This is a genomic window from Bradyrhizobium sp. P3_C3, assembly GCF_056402655.1.
The window spans coordinates 20,670-37,522 of sequence record NZ_JBFUGY010000056.1; the positions used below are offsets into that span (position 1 = coordinate 20,670).

Below are 16,853 nucleotides of genomic sequence, written 5' to 3' on the forward strand. Positions count from 1 at the left end.
TGCCCGATCATGTCAGGGTTCTCTTGCCCAATCCTATAATCGGCTAGCCGATTTCTCGGGGCAGCTGGCCGATTTCGAAATAGCGGTCGGCATCCGGCGCCGTTTGCGGCCGGCTCAGCGCCTCGCGCCGGAATTCGGTTGGCGTCATGCCGGTCTCGGCCTTGAAGGCGCGATTGAAAGGCCCGATCGACAGGAAGCCTGCATCCATGGCGATGGTCAGCACCGGCACCTCCCGTTGCGTCACATCGGACAGCGCCAGCTTGGCATCCTCGATGCGATAGTGATTGAGGAACGCGTTGAAGTTGCGATAACCCAGCCCTTCGTTGATGGCCTGGCGAAGTCGGTGCTCGGGAACATCGAGCCGCGCCGCGAGCGCGCCGATCGCAAGACCTTCCTGCCGGTAGATTCGCTCCACGGTCATCAGATGGTCGAGGCGCCGCAGCAGAACGGGGTCGGCCGTGCCCCGCCCTGTGGGTGCACGATCGGTCACCGGTCGCCCGGCCGTGTCGCCGGGTCCGATCGCCGCCGCGGCATCATTGACGGTGACAATCGCCCGCAGGTCCAAAACGCCGAGGCCGGCGAGCATCGCCAATACGAACAGGCTGATCGCGGTCGGAAGACTGCTGGGCTCGCCGGGAACCGCGACGGGGACCGCGGCGACGCCCGCTCCGGCCACGACCCCGATGAACACGACATTGATCGCGAGCACAGCCAGCCGCAGCCGGCGCCGCCGCGCGACCAGATCGACACGCCAGGTCTTGACCGTCTGGACCGCAGCCGCGAGCGCCAGCAGCACGGCCACGGCCGACAGGACCTTGCTGCCGCCCCTGGCCAAATTGGGCCAGGTCGTCCAGCCGAGCGACACCGCAAATCCGACGGCCAAGATGGTCAGCCACAGGACGCCATGCCGCCGCCGGAGCACGAAATCGTCGTCGAACGACGCGCGCGCCCACAACCAGAAGACGGCGGGCAGCGAGGACAGGATCGGCAACGTCCACCACAATGACGATTTGGGAAAGACCGGCGCGGTGACGATCGCATAGAACGCACCGCCGGCGGCCATGGCCGTGCCCAGCAAGGCCAGCTGATTGGTGGCACGACGCTGCAGCACCATGAGAACGATCATCAGGAACACGCCGCTCGCCGCGCCGCGAAGCCCGAGATCGATGGCCGAGAGCCCCATCGCGTTCACAATCCGCGTTTCCCCGTTCGAGATCAGACTCTCGCACCGCCCTTGCGCGGGCACAATCCAAAATTGCGGCGGTGGTCCCGGCCCGCCAATCTCCCCGCGGTGACCGACGAGATCGCGAAGCAAATCACGTTTAACAAATTCAGGACGTTGCCCGGTTCAGAGCGGCAACAGCCAGGGCACGAGCAAGGTGCAGACGATCAAGACGACCCGGGAAAACGGTATGCCGATGCGCACAAAGTCACCGAACGTGTAATGTCCGGGGGCGACCACCAACGTGTTAACCGGCGACGACACAGGCGTCATGAAAGCAGTCGAAGCAGCCAGGCCCACCGTCATTGCAAACGGATACGGCGAGGCATGCATTTCCTTCGCGACAGCGATAGCGACGGGGGCCATCAATACTGCCGTCGCGGTATTCGAGATAAACATCCCAAGCAGCGCCGTCATGGCAAAGAGCGTGGCGAGCATGACGTGACGGCCGGCACCGCTGGTGATGGCTCTTAGCCCATCAGCCGCAAGTTCAACCCCGCCGGTTCTCTCCAGGGCGACTGAAAACGGCAACATTCCAACAATGAGGACAATGGTCTTCTAGTCGACCGAACGCGCTGGTAATGTCGATACAGCCCAGTGCGCCCATCAGCATGCATCCGATCAGGGCGGCCTGCACATTCGGGATCAGGCCGCTGACCATCAAACCAACGACGGGCGCCAGGCAAATCACCGCCTGCGGCGCCTTGCCCGGCACCTGGAGAACCTGCTTGGACTCGGCGGGGCAGGCTGATGGTGACCAAATCTGCGGCTGCGTTCCACGGCCACAATGCTTGCTCCGGCCGAGCCGCGAAGGTCCAGGGCTTCAATGGTCATGCCGGCGAGCGACGATTGTTCCGTCACGCGCAGCCGTTATTCGCGGTCCGCGAGTTTGTACTCATCGATCCAGACCGAGAGGTTCGGGTTGCAGGCGTTAGCACAATGTTCGGATCGCTGAAACCTGCCAATGCTTCGCTTATGGTGAGGACACCGGTGAAGGGGAGCGCAAGGAGCATGATCAGTGCGACCACATCCAGGCGCGGCCTGTTGATCGCGAACATCAGGATCGCAGCCCCGAGAAGGACCAAGACAATCGTCGGATCAAACATGGATGCCTGCCATGGAAGTCGCCGACTTCAATTCAAAAGATGATGACAAGACGGGCGAGGGATCAAGGACACACCGACTGGCCGCCAACCCGCGCTTGCCGTGATCGACCGTGGACTACGATCATGGCGATGCTGGTATTGATATGACTTGCACCGAGACGTTCATCCGGCTGAATGCATCCGCCGGACCATCCCACGTCCCGGAAAGCGGAGAGGCCCTTTCCTGTTCGCGCGTCACGGCGACGGGTATGTGTTCACTGCCGACGATCTTGTTGTTGGTGGGATCATAGCCGCGCCACCCGGCTCCGGGGATATAGATCTCGGTCCAGGCGTGCGTGGCGCCGTGTTGTCCCTCGGCCATCTGGATGTAGCCGGTGACAAAGCGCGCACCAAATCCCCAGTAGCGGGCAGCTTCCATCATGAACACCGCATAGTCGCGACAGGTCCCGCTGCCGAGCCGCAGCGTTTCGTTGGGTGATTGAACCCCGAGAGCCTCGCGGGAAACGTATTTGAACGATCGGTAGATGTGAGTATTCAAATTGTTCAGAAGGTCCAGCGTGCCGATCAACTGACCGGGTTTGTAGAGATCGCGCAACCATTCGAGCAGGGCGGTGGCGTCGTAGAGATAGCTCGGGAGACGATACACCGTCAGCTCAAGCTGCTCCTCCGGGGGATATTGGAAGGGAAATGAACTGGCGAATGGCGCAATCCGCCATTCAATGGGGTCGTCGTGGTAAAGGTCGACGTCGACCTCGCTTGCGATCCTGAGCGTGTCGGATAATTCCAAAAAGGTCACGACTGCGATGGCATTGTCGTAATTGTCGCGCAACCAGCGAACTTCGGCGTTCGGCTCGATATCGATCGACCCTCTCACGATGTGGACGTCATGTCCCTCGCGAGGCCGCATCATGGCTCGATGAGTGCCGAAGGTGACCGGCTGATTGTAAAAATATTCGGTCTTATGAATGATTCGGATTCGCCTCATATGTAGCTCCCGCCACGTAGCAGCGATGGATGTTGCGGCGCCCGCTACCACTGGTAGTAGGTCGCGGGCATTTCCGAGGCAAGAGAAGATGTATGCGGCCTGACCCCCGAGCCGCAAAGCATCTTCGCTTTTGGGTAACGATCGTTGCCGCTTGCTTCTCTCGCGCGCACGGAGCGCCGCGGCTCGGTCCGTTGGCCGCGCCGCGACATCCGGTCAAGTCGACGGGTTGATCCAGATCAACGCGGCAGCGGCCCTGCTGCATCTAAAGTGCAATAAGGCAACGGCCCGGATGCCGTCCCGATTCCAGCACCATTTCAGAGAGACCGAATATGTCGGCCCCTGACGACACGACTTCGCGCGTGCGCCGTAAGCGCATGGAGATTTTCGCTTTCCTGTTCCTGACCGCGGTCGTGATGCCCGTCCTCGCGGTCGGAACGGTCGGCTCATACGGGCTCGGCGTCTGGATCTACCAGATGTTCGCCGGCCCTCCCGGCCCGCCACCCTCCCCGCATTGATCCCGAACAGCGAAAGACAGGCATCATGGCCCAATCCACACTCAACCGCCGCGCATTGATCACCGGCCGGGTGCTCACCGCCGACCGCGTCGTCGCGCCGCCAAGTTGCGAGATCGCCAGCATCATCGTGCAGGCGCGCCCCGAGCGCCTGGACGAACTGGAAGCCGAGATCGCAGCACTTCCCGGCTGCGAAATTCACGGCCGAGACCCGCGCGGAAAACTCGTCGTCGTGACCGAAGCGCCGGATGCCGGCAGCCTCGGCACCCTGCTCAACACCATCCAGTCGCTGCCCAACGTCTATTCCGCGGCGCTGGTCTTCCACGCCATCGAAACCGCCTAACGGCCGGGAGAGCCATCATGACATCGCCAAAGCTCGACCGCCGCCAGATGCTGAAGCTCGAGGCCGCCGCGATTGCGGCTGCCGCAGCGGGCATGCCGGCACCGGCGCTCGCCGCCAATCTCGTTTCCGAGCGCGACAACAGCGAATTGAAATGGGACAAGGCCGCCTGCCGCTTCTGCGGCACCGGCTGCTCCGTGATGGTCGCGACCAAGGACAACCGCGTCGTCGCCACCCATGGCGACATCAAGGCCGAGGTCAATCGCGGCCTCAATTGCGTCAAGGGCTACTTCCTTTCCAAGATCATGTACGGCCACGACCGGCTGACGCAGCCGATGCTGCGCAAGACAGGCGGCAAGTACGACAAGAACGGCGAGTTCACACCAATCAGCTGGACCGAAGCCTTCGACATCATGGAGGTGAAGTGGAAGGAAACGCTGAAGAAGCGCGGGCCGAACGGTCTCGCCATGTTCGGCTCCGGCCAGTGGACGATCTGGGAAGGTTACGCCGCCTCGAAGCTCTACAAGGCCGGCTTCCGCACCAACAACATCGACCCCAATGCGCGGCACTGCATGGCCTCCGCCGTCGCCGGAATGATGCGCACCTTCGGCATCGACGAGCCGGCCGGCTGCTATGACGACATCGAGGCCACCGACGCCTTCGTGCTGTGGGGCTCCAACATGGCGGAGATGCATCCCATTCTGTGGACGCGCCTCGCCGACCGCCGGCTGTCCGCGCCGCATGTCCGTGTCGCCGTGCTCTCGACCTTCGAGCACCGCTCGTTCGACCTCGCCGACATCGGCATGGTGTTCAAGCCGCAGACCGACCTCTACATCCTCAACGCCATCGCCAACCACATCATCAAGACCGGACGCGTCAACAAGGATTTCGTCGCTGCGCATACGATCTTCCGGCGCGGCCAGACCGACATTGGCTATGGATTGCGGCCCGAGCATCCGCTCCAGAAAAAAGCGACCGGCGCGGCGAAAGCCAACGACTCCACCGACATGAGCTACGACGAATTCGTAAAATTCGTCTCGGACTACACGCTGGAGAAGGCGACCGAGATGTCCGGCGTGCCGATGAACCGGCTCGAAGCGCTCGCCGAGCTCTATGCGGATCCGAAGACAAAAGTGGTCTCGTTCTGGACCATGGGCTTCAACCAGCACACCCGCGGCGTCTGGTGCAACAACCTCGTCTACAACATTCACCTGCTGACCGGAAAAATCTCCTCGCCCGGCAACAGCCCGTTCTCGCTGACCGGCCAGCCTTCGGCCTGCGGCACCGCGCGCGAGGTCGGCACCTTCTCGCACCGCCTGCCGGCCGACATGGTCGTCACCAACAAGGAGCATCGCGACAAGGCCGAGCATCTCTGGCTGCTGCCGGAAGGCACCATTCCCGACAAGAACGGCGCCCACGCCGTGCTGCAGAGCCGGATGCTGAAGGACGGCCTGATCAACGCCTATTGGGTGCAGGTCAACAACAACCTCCAGGCCGGTCCCAACGTCAACGAGGAGACTTATCCGGGCTTCCGCAACCCCGACAATTTCATCGTGGTCTCGGACGCCTATCCGTCGGTGACGGCGCTGGCCGCCGATCTGATCCTGCCGACCGCGATGTGGGTGGAGAAGGAAGGCGCCTACGGCAATGCCGAGCGGCGCACGCAGTTCTGGCACCAGCTCGTCAACGCGCCCGGCGAGGCCAAGTCCGATCTCTGGCAGCTCATGGAGTTCTCCAAGCGCTTCAAGATCGAGGAAGTCTGGCCGGAGGAGCTGATCGCCAAGAAGCCGGAGGTTCGCGGCAAGACGCTGTTCGACGTGCTCTACAAGAATGGCCAGGTCGACAAGTTTCCGACCTCGGAGATCGAGGAAGGCTACGCCAACACGGAATCCAAGGCGTTCGGCTTCTACGTGCAGAAGGGGCTCTTTGAAGAGTACGCCTCGTTCGGCCGCGGCCACGGTCACGACCTCGCGCCGTTCGAGGCCTATCACCGCGAGCGCGGCCTGCGCTGGCCCGTCGTCAACGGCCAGGAAACCAAATGGCGTTTCCGCGAGGGCAGCGATCCCTACGTCAAGCCGGGCACCGACGTGCAGTTCTACGGCTATCCCGACGGCAGGGCGCGCATCTTCGCCCTGCCCTACGAGCCGCCGGCGGAATCGCCCGACAGCGAATATCCGTTCTGGCTCTCGACCGGCCGCGTGCTGGAGCACTGGCATTCCGGCACCATGACGCGCCGCGTGCCCGAGCTCTACAAGGCGTTCCCCGAGGCCGTCTGCTTCATGCATCCCGACGATGCGTCGGAAGCAAAACTCCGGCGCGGCGACGAGGTGAAGGTGGAATCCCGCCGCGGTTTCATCCGCGCCCGCGTCGAGACGCGCGGCCGCGACCGGCCGCCACGTGGCCTCGTGTTCGTGCCGTGGTTCGACGAATCCAAGATGATCAACAAGGTGACGCTGGACGCCACCGATCCGATCTCGCTGCAGACCGACTACAAGAAATGCGCCGTGCGCATCGAGCGGGTGAACCTGTCATGATGAAACGATTTGGCATAGCCCTGCTCGCGGTCGCGATCGCCGCGGGCGCGAGCTCTCTCACCGCACAGACGGTGACGTCAGGCCTGCGCGGACCGGCCCCGCTCAATGACGAGGGCGCGGCGCCGCCGATGCTGCCGAACCGCAATACGTCCGAGAGAGAGGTGCGCAACTACCCGGAGCAGCCGCCGGTGATCCCGCACACGATCGACGGTTATCAGATCGACCTCAACGGCAACAAATGCCTGTCCTGCCATGCGCGGGCACGCATCGCGGAATCGCAGGCGCCGATGGTCTCGATCACGCATTTCATGGACCGCGACGGCCAGTTCCTGGCCTCGATCTCGCCGCGGCGCTTCTTCTGCACGGAATGCCACGTGCCGCAGAACACCGCGACGCCGCCGGTGAGCAACGATTTCATCGACATCGACACGCTGCTCTCGCGCGCCAGCCCCGGTGGCCGCCGATGACGACGGCCGCTGACGAGCCCAAGGGAAACGTGGAAGCCAAGCGCAGCTTTATGCTGCGCTGCTGGGACTTCGCGCGCGAGCTCTGGCAGGTGCTGATCCGGCCGAGCTCGGTGTTCGGGCTCGGCGTGCTGGTGCTCGCGGGCTTTGCGGCCGGCGTGATCTTCTGGGGCGGCTTCAACACCGCGCTGGAATTGACCAACACCGAAAAGTTCTGCACCGGCTGCCACGAGATGCGCGAAAACGTCTTCGCCGAGCTGAAGTCGACCATCCACTTCACCAATCGCTCCGGCGTGCGCGCGACCTGCCCGGACTGCCACGTGCCGCACAATTGGACCGACAAGATCGCGCGCAAGATGCAGGCCTCCAAGGAGGTCTGGGGCAAGATCTTCGGCACCATCGACACCCGCGAGAAATTCCTCGACCACCGCCTCGAGCTCGCCGCGCATGAATGGGCGCGTTTCAAGGCCAACGATTCCCTGGAATGCCGCAACTGCCACAGCGCCGATTCCATGGACATCACCAAACAGTCGCCGCGGGCCTCGGTGGCGCACCAGCGCTTCCTGTTCACCAAGGAAAAGACCTGCATCGACTGCCACAAGGGCATCGCCCACCACCTGCCCGACATGCGCGGCGTTCCCGGCTGGCAATAGGGGCGGCTGGGCCGCTTGAACCCTTGGGCCGAATGGTTAGTTTCGAGGGATGGCGAATCGCCTCGATTCTGCCCTTCCTCAAGACAGACATGGCCACTTTCACCCCGCATCAGGATGCCGCGCTAAAAGCCGTTGGCGACTGGCTCAAGGCAAAACCCGGCCGCAACGGCACGCCGCCGGTGTTCCGCCTATTTGGCTTTGCCGGCACCGGCAAGACCACGCTGGCGCGGCACATCGCCGAAGGCGTCGACGGCGAGGTGAAGTTCGCCGCCTTCACCGGCAAGGCGGCGCTGGTCATGCGCAACAAGGGTTGCGACGAGGCCTCCACCATCCACTCGCTGATCTACCGCGCCCGCGAATCCGGCGAGGAGCAGCCGAGTTTCGAGCTGTGGGACGACGCGCCGGCCTCCAAGGCCAAGCTGATCGTGATCGACGAATGCTCGATGGTCGACGCCGAATTGGGCCGCGACCTGATGTCGTTCGATTGCCCGCTGCTGGTGCTGGGCGACCCCGCCCAGCTGCCGCCAATCCAGGGCGGCGGCTTCTTCACCAACACCGAGCCGGACGCGATGCTGACCGAAGTGCATCGCCAGGCCCAGGACGACCCGATCGTGCGGATGTCGATGGACGTCCGCGAGGGCCGCGAGCTCGATATCGGCCGTTACGGCGAGAGCGAGGTGGTGTCGCGCAAGGAGCTCGACCCCGACCGCGTCATGGGCGCCGACCAGGTGCTGGTCGGCCGCAACAACACGCGCCGCGCCTACAACATGCGGGTGCGCCAGCGCCAGAACATCGAGGATGTCTTCCCGGTCGCCGGCGACAAGCTGGTGTGCCTGCGCAACAACCGCAAGAAGGGCCTGTTCAACGGCGGCCTGTGGCGCGTGAAATCACGCAACACCTCGCGCTCGAAATCGCGCATCCTCAGCATGCGGCTGTCGCCGGATGAAGACTTCGGTCACAAGGTGACAAAAGTCTCGGTGCGCGCCGATTGCTTCGAGGGCGGCGTCGAGGCGATCGCCTGGGAGCAGCGCAAGCCGTATGACGAGTTCGACTACGGCTATGTGCTGACCGTGCACAAATCGCAGGGCTCGCAATGGGACGACGTCGTGCTGTTCGACGAGAGCTTTGCGTTCCAGGATAGCCGGGCGCGGTGGCTGTATACGGGGATTACGCGTGCGGCGAAGCGGTTGAGTATCGTCGTGTGACGCTGCCGTAGGGTGGGCAAAGGCGCAACGCACCGTGCCCACCGTCTCTCCACACATTCAATAAAATGGTGGGCACGCTTCCGCCTTCGCTCTTCGAGCTACGGCGGACAAGTCGCTTTGCCCACCCTACGGCACTGTTGTAGCCCGGATGGAGCGAAGCGTAATCCGGGGGTCGGGTCCGCACTCGCGATTCCCGGATTTCGCTGCGCTCCATCCGGGCTACGGTCTCTGCAACCCTCACTTCCCCGCCACGAAATAAAAATCCTCGCGTCCCGGCGGCGAGCCGTATGAAAACGGCTGCTGCTCGTGCTTGGTGGCGGACCAGACGTCGTCGCGGACGATGTCGAACAGTTTCCGGATCTCGACCTTCGGCACCTTGATCTCGCGGGCGAGCGCGGTGGCGAAGGGGCTGTCGGCGCCGCCATCGCCGTCCAGCGCGGTCTCGCCGTGCTTGGCGGCGTAGACCACCATGAAGCCGGCGCCGGGCTCGATGTTGGAAAAGCCCTTGTCCACCAGCTTGAGCGACAGCGTGCGCTGCATGGCCGGCGCAAAGGGATTGTCGCGGCAGGCATCCAGCATCACCAGACGCACTTTTCTCGCAGCGCCGACCGCGGCGATCACCTGCTCCAGCGCAACCGCCTGGGTCTCGGCGTCCCTGTCGGCGGCAAGCTTGGCGTCAACAGGGACGAGATAGTTGACGCCGCCGATCTCGAAACCGTGGCCGGCGTAATAGACCACCGCCCAATCCGCATTCTCCGCTTCGGTGGCAAACGTCTGCAGCGCTTCGAAGAACTTGTCGCGGGAGAGGTCGCTGACGGAGATCACGGTCTGGAAGCCGACATCGCGCAGCACGTTTGCAATCATTTTCGCGTCGCGCGGCGGATTGGGCAGGGCGTGGACGTTCTTGTAGGCGCCGTTGCCGATCACGAGCGCCACGCGGCGCCCGGTGGACCCGGCCGGCGCCTGCGGCGTCAGTGCGGCCAGGCGCTCCTGCGCGATGGCGCGGGCGCGCGCGACGTCGGGCTCGTCGAACCTCGTCAGCGAATAGGCCGCCGCGCGGTAGTCGGCGCGGGCCTGGGCGAGATCCTTCCTGCGCTCGTAGATCTGGCCGCGGCCGGAATGAGCGCGCACACTGTTCGGATTGAGCTGGATGACCGTGTTGTAGTCCTTCAGCGCGGCGTCGAGGTCGCCCTTCATCACGTTGACCTCGGCGCGATTGTTGATCGCGAAGGTATTCCTGGGCTGCTTCTGGATCAGGCCGTCGCAGTCGGCGAACGCCTGGTCGTACTTGCCCATCATGCCGTAGGTGATGCAGCGGTTGCCGGCGATCTGCGGCGCGGCCGGGTCGATCTTCTCGGCTGCCGCGAAGTCGGCAATCGCGCCGTCGAAATCCTTGTTCAGCGTGCGCATGCGGGCACGATTGGTCCAGCCGAGCAGGAACGTCGGCGTGTATTTGATCGACAGATTGAAGTCGTCGAGCGCGCTTTGCAGCGCGCCCCGGCGCAGATGGATGGTGCCGCGATTGTTGTAGGCATAGCCGAAATTCGCGCGCTTCTGGATGGCAAGATTGTAGTCGGCCATGGCGAGATCGTCCTCGCCCTTGCGCTCGTGGGAGAGCCCGCGCAGGTTGATGGCGCCGACATTGTCCGGATCGAGATCGATGGCGGACGACAGCGCCTCGATGGCGCGGTCATAGTCGCGCTTGTTGATCAGCGCATTGCCACGCACGACGAGTGCGAGCGACTTGTCCTTGCCGCCGAGCTTATCGGCCTTCAACAGATTGTCGCAGGCCGTCGCGCGGACCTGGGCCTCCGCCTGGCGGTCGCGACAGGTGGCGAGGTCCTCGCCGGCTTGCGGCTCGGCCGCGGCGATCGCGGCATTTGAGATCAGGATGGCGAGGGTCAGGGGAATGACACGCAGCATGTTGTCAGGTCAGCTCCAGCCACCACATGATTGAGTCGAGCGCGATCGCGCGCGTTCATCTAGCCCGGAGTTCCCGGCCTCGCCAAGCCGCGCCGCCTGAGGCTATTTTTCACAGACTCGTGTCCGTTTCCCCGTAACAATCGCCGTCTGCGCCCGTATCTCAGATGTCCGAAAACGCGGCCAAACAGGCTGTTCGCCCGTCCCCGGCCGCCCTACACTGTCAGACCTTCCGAAGAGGATCGCCATGCGCCGCACCGCCCTCGCCTCGCTGCTCGCCGCCACCACCGCACTGACGCTGGCCTTCGCCGTGCCGTCCAGGGCCGCGGAGGATGCCGTCGTGATCCCCGCGCCCACCGTGGATGCGGCGTCCGCAACCGGGATCCAGACCGCCGTCATCGCCGGCGGCTGCTTCTGGGGCGTCCAGGGCGTCTTCCAGCACACCGCCGGCGTCGTCAACGCAGTCTCCGGCTATGCCGGCGGCACCAAGGCGACGGCCGATTACCAGACGGTCTCGAGCGGCCGGACCGGCCATGCCGAGTCGGTCGAGATCAAGTTCGACCCGAAGAAGATCTCCTACGGCAAGATCCTCCAGATCTACTTCTCGGTGGCGCACGATCCGACCCAGCTCAACCGCCAGGGCCCCGACACCGGCACGCAATATCGCTCGGCGATCTTCACCACCTCCGACGAGCAGAAGAAGGTGGCGGATGCCTATATCGCCCAGCTCAACGGCGCCAAGGTATTCAGCAAGCCGATCGTGACCAAGGTCGGCGCGCTGGAAGCGTTCTACCCGGCGGAGGCCTATCACCAGGACTATCTGACGCTGCACCCGAACCAGCCCTACATCGCCTACAACGACATTCCGAAGGTCGAGAACCTGAAAAAGCTGTTCGCGGATAACTACATTGAAAAGCCGACGCTGGTGAGCGCCAGCAAGGCCACCAACTGATCGCAAGATCACCGAAAACAAGTTCACCAAACAAACGGGAGACCCATGCCCGACACCAAGACGAAAACCACCGACGACAAGGTCATCAAGAGCGAAGAGCAGTGGCGGCGCGAATTGTCGCCGATGCAGTACGCGGTGCTGCGCGAGAAGGCGACCGAGCGTCCCTTCTCCGGCGAATATGAGCACGACCACCGCGCCGGCACCTATGTCTGCGCCGGCTGCGGCAATGTGCTGTTCGAGTCCGATGCCAAGTTCGATTCCGGCTGCGGGTGGCCGAGCTTCACCCAGCCCGCGGTCGATAGCCATGTCGACGAGGAGCACGATGCCAGCCACGGCATGGTCCGCACCGAGGTGCTGTGCTCCAAGTGCAGCGGCCATCTCGGCCACGTCTTCCCCGACGGCCCCGGCCCGACCGGCCTGCGCTACTGCATCAACTCGGCCGCGCTGAAGCTCGAGCCCAAATAACATTGCGCGCCGCCCGGTTCCGTCATGGAACCCGGCGGCGCGATGTGCTTTTCTCTTCTGGCGGTGCGGCCGATGCACGCAATCCGGCAGCCGCCAGGGAGGATGCCATGACGCTTGGGACCATCCTGATCATCCTGGTGATCATCTATCTGCTGGGCGGCATGTCCGGCCGGTTCGGTGGTTACGGCTATGGCATGGGCCATTCCGGCATGGGGATCGGCGGCGTCGTGCTGGTGGTCCTGGTCGTGCTGCTGCTGCTTGGCAAACTGTAAACCATCTAACATATTGAAATTATTTGGTTTACGGCGCTCGCGGAGCTGCCATGCGCGGATTCATCATCTCCCATCGCGGGGGTCGCATTTCTGTCAAAACAGCCTATATTAGAGGGCGAAAATGACATGTGCGGCGGGCCCACTCGATGGTGGCCCCTGCCTTTCAAAACCCCACGCGCTTAAAGCCCCAGACAAGATCACGAGGTCTTTGACCATGCGTCCACTGCGTCCGTTCAACTTCAACACTTCTGCCGAGCTCTTCCCCGCCGCGATCCGCAAGAAGAAGCGTGCAGGCTTCACCTATCGCCGGTTCGGCACCGCGGCCGAAGCCGTGCAGTTCGCGATGGAGCAGTTGCCGACGGATTCGCTGAACGGCGCCTATCTCCAGGTCGAGGAAGCGCGCTTCGACCAGAACGGCATCCGCTCGCTCTATGAGAGCGAAGCCTTCCCGCTGCCCCGCCGTCCCCGGCCGGCGCCGGCCCCCGAGACCGACGCCGACGCGGCGTAAGTTTTCGCTAAGCCCGATATGCGCTGAAAGCGCGATGGCCGAAAGGCCGTCGCGCTTTTTGCGTTTGGAGGCTCTGTCTTCTCTCTCTTCCCGCAAGCGGGGAGAGGCGAAGAAAGAAGCGCCACGCTAAATCCGTGGCTGCTTGTCGAGCCAGCGGCGCAGCAGGCGGACATTGCGCATGTTGGCGCGGAACATGACGTCGAAGGCATCGCCCGCGAACGGCACCATGCCGACCACGCCGTCGACCGCGACATTGCCGAGCATGCGCGCGGTGAGATACCACGGCGCGCCCAGCGCGCGGGCCTCTCGCACCAGCCACAGCGAGACCGCGGTGGTGATGATGTCGCCGACGATCGGGATCAGCCCGATCAGGCCGTCGATGCCATAGCGGATATTCGTGCCCGGCAGGATGAAGGCGACATCAAGCAGCTTTGCGATGGCCTCGATCCGCGCCACCCGCTGCTCCCGCGTCAGATTGCCGAACGGGTTTCCCTGGCCGAACTCGAAGCGAAACTCGCGAAACCCCTGCTCCAGTGTTTCGGGACGGATCTCGTGGCCGTCCTGGTCGATGATCGGCCCGCGCGCTTCGGTGTCCGAAAAACTCCCGCGCGCGCGGGACCCGGAACGGGGTCTGTGCGGAGCAAGAATGTCGTCATCGGACATGGTCATGGCCTTTGGAGAACGCACTGGTGTGGCGGAAGTTGCCGCGCCGCGCCCGAACGTCGCGCGTTCAGGTCTAAGCCGCAGCCGGCTGCGGCTCCTCGACATATCTATGCACGAGCCAGGATGAAAGCACCGCCGGCACGAATCCGACGAGGCCGTACAGGATGAATTGCACCGTGCCCGAATCCGGCCCGCGCGAGCTGTAGGTCAGCGACGCCAGCACGAAGGCGAACAGGCCGACCAGGATCATCCGCAGCACCGGGCCGATCCGGCGGACATGGATCAGGATGTCGTCGACCGCACCGATCATCAGCGAGGGCAGGAAGCCGAACAGATAGCTGTATTGCAGCGATTTGAAGAACACCGCGAAAAGCTTTCCGACCTCGCCGAGATTGGTCTGGGCCCAATAACCGGACTGATAGGTCGTTGTCAGCAGCAGCAGGAACCCGCCGACGAACGGACCGACCAGCGCAAACACCAGATAGCGTTTCATCAAGTATCCTCATCCTTCGCCGCTGTTATAGCAGCGACGCGGGAACCTTGAATAGCGGGGCGCCGGCCCGTCCTGACGGGAACAAGCGGCAAGGCGACGAGTTCAGACAGGACTGAAATTCATACCTGCAGTCAGATTGGAGTTTGTCGATGTCCCGGAAATCCGTCCTTATGGCGACGCTCGCCCTGACAGCCCTGAGCGGCATGTCGATCACGCCTGCTCTCGCGCAGGGCCACATGGGTACGCCGCAGGAGCAGAACGCCTGCTCGCGTGACGCCTCGCGGTTCTGCCGGAAGGACCTCGGCAATGACGGCGCTGTGCAGGCGTGCCTGCAGGCCAACCGGGCCAAGCTGTCGAAGTCCTGCAGCAAGGTGTTTCAGAGCCACGGCATGTAAGGCCGGGAACGATCCCCGGCGCACGGAGAGTGAAGCCATGTTGCGCGAGGAACAGCTCTCGATCCTGCGGGACATCAGCCAGTCGGTCGCCTTTGCCGACGACCGACACGGCAAGATCGGCGAGCTGATCGCCGACGGCTATGTGATGAAGGACGGCGATCTGTTCGAGCTCACAGCGAAAGGCGTCACGGCCGTCGAGGAACACCCTGCAGGCGCGAGCGATGCGGAAGAAGCGAACGCGTCGTCCGATCGGTTGATCTGATCTCGCGCCGCATGCTGCGTGACGGACACGCAACAACTGCGAATTCATTCGAGCGGACCATTGCAGCCGTGTGACAATCGCGCATACTCGAATCGGGCGGCGCAGCACTTTTCGATTCGAACACCACGAGAGATCGAGCGACCACATGCGGGACCAAAGTTCCCGGCGTGAAGGCTGTGACATGCGGCAGATCAAGCCGCGTGCGGCGCCCCAAAACCAAGTGGTTCAAACCACGGAACTCGGGGACGCATTCGTCATGACACGCTACACGACCATCGTTTCGCTCTTCGCTTTCGCAACCACCGCCATCGTACTCCAGACATCGCCCGGCCTCGCCTTCTCGTCCGAAGCACAGCAGATGTGCACAGGTGATGCGATGCGGCTGTGCTCCAGTGAGATTCCCGACATCTCGCGCGTCAGGGCCTGCATGGTGCAGAAGAAGGCGCAGGTCAGCCCCGGCTGCCGCGCCGTGATGGACCGCGAGCACACGGCCGCGCGCAAGCGGGAGGCCGCGGCGCAATAGGCCGGTTCAATCCCGATCGGATCGCTTGAGAGTTCGATTCACCTCTCTCGTCTGGACAGGTGAAGATCGGTCACGCGCCGGCCCTAGAGCCTTTCCCGTTCCGATGGAATCGGAACGGGGCTCTAGATTCTTGTTTTGACGCGTTTTCTTGACGCGAACCGGTATCCACTTCGCTCGAAAACGCTCTAGTCGCCCCACTGCGCGAACGCATCGTTGAAGGCGCGCTCGCCGGGTGCGCCCTTCTCGATGGCGATGATGGCGCGGCGCTGGTTGGCGTAGACCAGCGGCACGTCGAACCATGAGCGCTCTTTCAGGAGCTGGACGTTACGGGCGCGGTCGGCGTCGACATTGGAGAGGCCGACCAGGAAGAAGCCGTCGGTGACCTTGACCGCGAGACCCGCGAGCGGCGTGCCGCGCGCCTGCTCGTTCGACTTCATCAGGATGCCCGGCACGTTGGAGATGCTGCCGCCCGGAAAGTCCGGCGGCAGGATGAAGGTCAATTCCGCGGTGTGGCTCGCCGGCAGCGACGAGTCGGTGTTGCGGCGGAACGACATCGTCATCTTGAACTTGCGGTCGGGGATCTCGATGTCGGCGCGCACGGCGACGTCGGCCTTCTGGTTGCCCGAGGCCTTGATCGGTTCGAGCCGCCACACCACCGAGCCGACATATTGCTTGCCCTTCGGGTCGGACGGATCCTCGTCATAGAGCACGACCTTCTGCGCCACCGGCGCGACCGGCTGGTCGCTGGCCGAAGGCTGGCCGACGCGATCCGGAATCTTGGGCTTGCTCTGCGGCTGGGCCGGATCCTTCGGCGCCTCCACCACCTGGGTCGGCGAGGACTTGAACAGGCCGCTCACGGTCTGGATCAGGGGCTTGCCCCAGAGGATGCCGGCGCCGACCAGGATCAGCACGATGCCGACGGCGATCGCGCTCTTGAACGGGAAGGCGGAGCCGGTGCGGGCGCGCTTCTTGGCTTCGCGCTCGGGCGCGACGCGCGGGCGCGACGATGGCGGCTGCGGCGTGTAGCGCTCAGCCTCCTCGATCGACTCGTCGTAGGAATAGGGCGCGTCCTGCTCGCCGGCGCGATTTTCGAGGCTCGGCTCCAGCCGGTCGAACTCCGGCGAGGGCGAGGGCACATTGGCATAGGTGCGACGCGCGGCGCGGTTGGCCTGCGCGGCAGCGCCGCCGAGATCGTTCACGTCGGCGGTGATGTCGCGAAAACCGCGTACGCCCGGTGCCGGCGGCTGAGGCGGTGGCGGCCCGATGTCGGGCGGACGGCGCCCGGGCGGGCGATCACGTCCGGCCGGCGGAGCAGCCGGCGGCTCCGGCATCGGCGGCGCTGCCGGGGGACCCGGCTGGCGCGGCGCGTCGAAACGCGG

General features: G+C 64.0%; 21 protein-coding genes. 13 read left to right on the plus strand and 8 right to left on the minus strand.

The genetic code is table 11. The annotated features are described in order from the left end of the window. Positions 1-43 precede the first annotated feature (43 nt). The 4 genes from AC1DW2_RS38605 to AC1DW2_RS38620 all read right to left on the minus strand — a co-directional run bounded on the left by AC1DW2_RS38605 (position 44) and on the right by AC1DW2_RS38620 (position 3,313). Positions 44-1,183, minus strand: a complete 1,140-nt coding sequence (locus AC1DW2_RS38605) for an AraC family transcriptional regulator (RefSeq protein WP_477008633.1) — start codon at positions 1,181-1,183, stop codon at positions 44-46. A gap of 165 nt (positions 1,184-1,348) precedes the next feature. Next, a complete protein-coding gene (locus tag AC1DW2_RS38610; RefSeq protein WP_477008621.1) occupies positions 1,349-1,756 on the minus strand; it encodes an SLC13 family permease in 408 nt (135 codons plus the stop codon). A 323-nt stretch (positions 1,757-2,079) separates the two neighbouring features. Further along, on the minus strand, positions 2,080-2,328 hold the full coding sequence (locus AC1DW2_RS38615) for a hypothetical protein (protein WP_477008622.1): 249 nt from the start codon (positions 2,326-2,328) through the stop codon (positions 2,080-2,082). 121 nt (positions 2,329-2,449) lie between these two features. Continuing rightward, the gene (locus tag AC1DW2_RS38620; protein WP_063981184.1) at positions 2,450-3,313 is read right to left on the minus strand and encodes a transglutaminase family protein; all 864 of its coding nucleotides are present in this window, start codon (positions 3,311-3,313) and stop codon (positions 2,450-2,452) included. A gap of 329 nt (positions 3,314-3,642) precedes the next feature. Here AC1DW2_RS38620 and napE point away from each other — a divergent pair, with 329 nt between their 5' ends. From napE to AC1DW2_RS38650, 6 genes are all read left to right on the plus strand, one after another. Next, a complete protein-coding gene (napE, locus tag AC1DW2_RS38625; protein ID WP_027532529.1) occupies positions 3,643-3,828 on the plus strand; it encodes a periplasmic nitrate reductase, NapE protein in 186 nt (61 codons plus the stop codon). Between the two features lie 25 nt (positions 3,829-3,853). Further along, a complete protein-coding gene (locus tag AC1DW2_RS38630; protein ID WP_477008623.1) occupies positions 3,854-4,168 on the plus strand; it encodes a chaperone NapD in 315 nt (104 codons plus the stop codon). Between the two features lie 17 nt (positions 4,169-4,185). Then, entirely contained in the window at positions 4,186-6,699 is a 2,514-nt protein-coding gene (gene napA / locus AC1DW2_RS38635) for a nitrate reductase catalytic subunit NapA (RefSeq protein ID WP_477008624.1), read from the plus strand. Further along, on the plus strand, positions 6,696-7,166 hold the full coding sequence (locus AC1DW2_RS38640; protein WP_028151035.1) for a nitrate reductase cytochrome c-type subunit: 471 nt from the start codon (positions 6,696-6,698) through the stop codon (positions 7,164-7,166). Before napA ends, AC1DW2_RS38640 begins: the two co-directional genes overlap by 4 nt. Then, entirely contained in the window at positions 7,163-7,816 is a 654-nt protein-coding gene (locus AC1DW2_RS38645) for a NapC/NirT family cytochrome c (protein WP_477008625.1), read from the plus strand. Before AC1DW2_RS38640 ends, AC1DW2_RS38645 begins: the two co-directional genes overlap by 4 nt. An 89-nt stretch (positions 7,817-7,905) precedes the next feature. Then, positions 7,906-9,021 (plus strand): ATP-dependent DNA helicase, encoded by a 1,116-nt coding sequence (locus tag AC1DW2_RS38650; RefSeq protein ID WP_135216357.1) that lies wholly within the window; start codon positions 7,906-7,908, stop codon positions 9,019-9,021. Positions 9,022-9,258: 237 nt separating this feature from the next. On the opposite strand, the gene AC1DW2_RS38655 is transcribed toward AC1DW2_RS38650, so the two are convergent. Further along, positions 9,259-10,944, minus strand: coding sequence for a caspase family protein (locus AC1DW2_RS38655; protein ID WP_477008626.1), 1,686 nt, complete (start codon positions 10,942-10,944; stop codon positions 9,259-9,261). 244 nt (positions 10,945-11,188) lie between these two features. Here AC1DW2_RS38655 and msrA point away from each other — a divergent pair, with 244 nt between their 5' ends. The 4 genes from msrA (at position 11,189) to AC1DW2_RS38675 (ending at position 13,138) form a co-directional block, all read left to right on the plus strand. Beyond that, positions 11,189-11,893 carry a peptide-methionine (S)-S-oxide reductase MsrA gene (gene msrA / locus AC1DW2_RS38660; protein WP_477008627.1) on the plus strand — a complete coding sequence of 235 codons (705 nt, stop codon included), beginning with the start codon at positions 11,189-11,191 and terminating at the stop codon, positions 11,891-11,893. Between the two features lie 45 nt (positions 11,894-11,938). Further along, the gene (msrB, locus tag AC1DW2_RS38665) at positions 11,939-12,358 is read left to right on the plus strand and encodes a peptide-methionine (R)-S-oxide reductase MsrB (RefSeq protein WP_477008628.1); all 420 of its coding nucleotides are present in this window, start codon (positions 11,939-11,941) and stop codon (positions 12,356-12,358) included. A 107-nt stretch (positions 12,359-12,465) separates the two neighbouring features. Further along, positions 12,466-12,630 (plus strand): DUF3309 family protein, encoded by a 165-nt coding sequence (locus tag AC1DW2_RS38670; protein ID WP_014492503.1) that lies wholly within the window; start codon positions 12,466-12,468, stop codon positions 12,628-12,630. A 214-nt stretch (positions 12,631-12,844) separates the two neighbouring features. Further along, positions 12,845-13,138, plus strand: a complete 294-nt coding sequence (locus tag AC1DW2_RS38675; protein ID WP_063981175.1) for a hypothetical protein — start codon at positions 12,845-12,847, stop codon at positions 13,136-13,138. Positions 13,139-13,264: 126 nt separating this feature from the next. On the opposite strand, the gene AC1DW2_RS38680 is transcribed toward AC1DW2_RS38675, so the two are convergent. Beyond that, complete coding sequence (locus AC1DW2_RS38680) at positions 13,265-13,807, minus strand: DUF4112 domain-containing protein (protein ID WP_477008629.1); 543 nt, start codon at positions 13,805-13,807, stop codon at positions 13,265-13,267. A 67-nt stretch (positions 13,808-13,874) separates the two neighbouring features. Further along, positions 13,875-14,294: a DUF5413 family protein gene (locus AC1DW2_RS38685; protein ID WP_085398942.1), complete on the minus strand. Its 420-nt coding sequence runs from the start codon at positions 14,292-14,294 to the stop codon at positions 13,875-13,877. 149 nt (positions 14,295-14,443) lie between these two features. Here AC1DW2_RS38685 and AC1DW2_RS38690 point away from each other — a divergent pair, with 149 nt between their 5' ends. The 3 genes from AC1DW2_RS38690 to AC1DW2_RS38700 all read left to right on the plus strand — a co-directional run bounded on the left by AC1DW2_RS38690 (position 14,444) and on the right by AC1DW2_RS38700 (position 15,474). Beyond that, positions 14,444-14,689: a cysteine rich repeat-containing protein gene (locus AC1DW2_RS38690; protein WP_071909803.1), complete on the plus strand. Its 246-nt coding sequence runs from the start codon at positions 14,444-14,446 to the stop codon at positions 14,687-14,689. A gap of 37 nt (positions 14,690-14,726) precedes the next feature. After that, positions 14,727-14,951: a hypothetical protein gene (locus AC1DW2_RS38695; RefSeq protein ID WP_477008630.1), complete on the plus strand. Its 225-nt coding sequence runs from the start codon at positions 14,727-14,729 to the stop codon at positions 14,949-14,951. A gap of 256 nt (positions 14,952-15,207) precedes the next feature. Beyond that, complete coding sequence (locus AC1DW2_RS38700; protein WP_477008631.1) at positions 15,208-15,474, plus strand: hypothetical protein; 267 nt, start codon at positions 15,208-15,210, stop codon at positions 15,472-15,474. A 185-nt stretch (positions 15,475-15,659) separates the two neighbouring features. On the opposite strand, the gene AC1DW2_RS38705 is transcribed toward AC1DW2_RS38700, so the two are convergent. Then, on the minus strand, positions 15,660-16,853 hold a 1,194-nt coding region (locus AC1DW2_RS38705), incomplete at its 5' end, for a hypothetical protein (RefSeq protein ID WP_477008632.1).

Excerpts from the sequence above, each read along its gene's own strand:
- napE (WP_027532529.1), top strand. The coding sequence starts at position 3,643 with ATGTCGGCCCCTGACGACACGACTTCGCGCGTGCGCCGTAAGCGCATG.
- AC1DW2_RS38675 (WP_063981175.1), top strand. The coding sequence starts at position 12,845 with ATGCGTCCACTGCGTCCGTTCAACTTCAACACTTCTGCCGAGCTCTTC.
- AC1DW2_RS38680 (WP_477008629.1), bottom strand. The coding sequence starts at position 13,807 with ATGACCATGTCCGATGACGACATTCTTGCTCCGCACAGACCCCGTTCC.
- AC1DW2_RS38605 (WP_477008633.1), bottom strand. The coding sequence starts at position 1,183 with ATGGGGCTCTCGGCCATCGATCTCGGGCTTCGCGGCGCGGCGAGCGGC.
- AC1DW2_RS38670 (WP_014492503.1), top strand. The coding sequence starts at position 12,466 with ATGACGCTTGGGACCATCCTGATCATCCTGGTGATCATCTATCTGCTG.
- AC1DW2_RS38620 (WP_063981184.1), bottom strand. The coding sequence starts at position 3,313 with ATGAGGCGAATCCGAATCATTCATAAGACCGAATATTTTTACAATCAG.
- AC1DW2_RS38700 (WP_477008631.1), top strand. The coding sequence starts at position 15,208 with ATGACACGCTACACGACCATCGTTTCGCTCTTCGCTTTCGCAACCACC.
- AC1DW2_RS38640 (WP_028151035.1), top strand. The coding sequence starts at position 6,696 with ATGATGAAACGATTTGGCATAGCCCTGCTCGCGGTCGCGATCGCCGCG.
- AC1DW2_RS38695 (WP_477008630.1), top strand. The coding sequence starts at position 14,727 with ATGTTGCGCGAGGAACAGCTCTCGATCCTGCGGGACATCAGCCAGTCG.
- napA (WP_477008624.1), top strand. The coding sequence starts at position 4,186 with ATGACATCGCCAAAGCTCGACCGCCGCCAGATGCTGAAGCTCGAGGCC.
- msrA (WP_477008627.1), top strand. The coding sequence starts at position 11,189 with ATGCGCCGCACCGCCCTCGCCTCGCTGCTCGCCGCCACCACCGCACTG.
- msrB (WP_477008628.1), top strand. The coding sequence starts at position 11,939 with ATGCCCGACACCAAGACGAAAACCACCGACGACAAGGTCATCAAGAGC.
- AC1DW2_RS38650 (WP_135216357.1), top strand. The coding sequence starts at position 7,906 with ATGGCCACTTTCACCCCGCATCAGGATGCCGCGCTAAAAGCCGTTGGC.
- AC1DW2_RS38645 (WP_477008625.1), top strand. The coding sequence starts at position 7,163 with ATGACGACGGCCGCTGACGAGCCCAAGGGAAACGTGGAAGCCAAGCGC.
- AC1DW2_RS38690 (WP_071909803.1), top strand. The coding sequence starts at position 14,444 with ATGTCCCGGAAATCCGTCCTTATGGCGACGCTCGCCCTGACAGCCCTG.
- AC1DW2_RS38685 (WP_085398942.1), bottom strand. The coding sequence starts at position 14,294 with ATGAAACGCTATCTGGTGTTTGCGCTGGTCGGTCCGTTCGTCGGCGGG.
- AC1DW2_RS38610 (WP_477008621.1), bottom strand. The coding sequence starts at position 1,756 with ATGTTGCCGTTTTCAGTCGCCCTGGAGAGAACCGGCGGGGTTGAACTT.
- AC1DW2_RS38615 (WP_477008622.1), bottom strand. The coding sequence starts at position 2,328 with ATGTTTGATCCGACGATTGTCTTGGTCCTTCTCGGGGCTGCGATCCTG.
- AC1DW2_RS38630 (WP_477008623.1), top strand. The coding sequence starts at position 3,854 with ATGGCCCAATCCACACTCAACCGCCGCGCATTGATCACCGGCCGGGTG.
- AC1DW2_RS38655 (WP_477008626.1), bottom strand. The coding sequence starts at position 10,944 with ATGCTGCGTGTCATTCCCCTGACCCTCGCCATCCTGATCTCAAATGCC.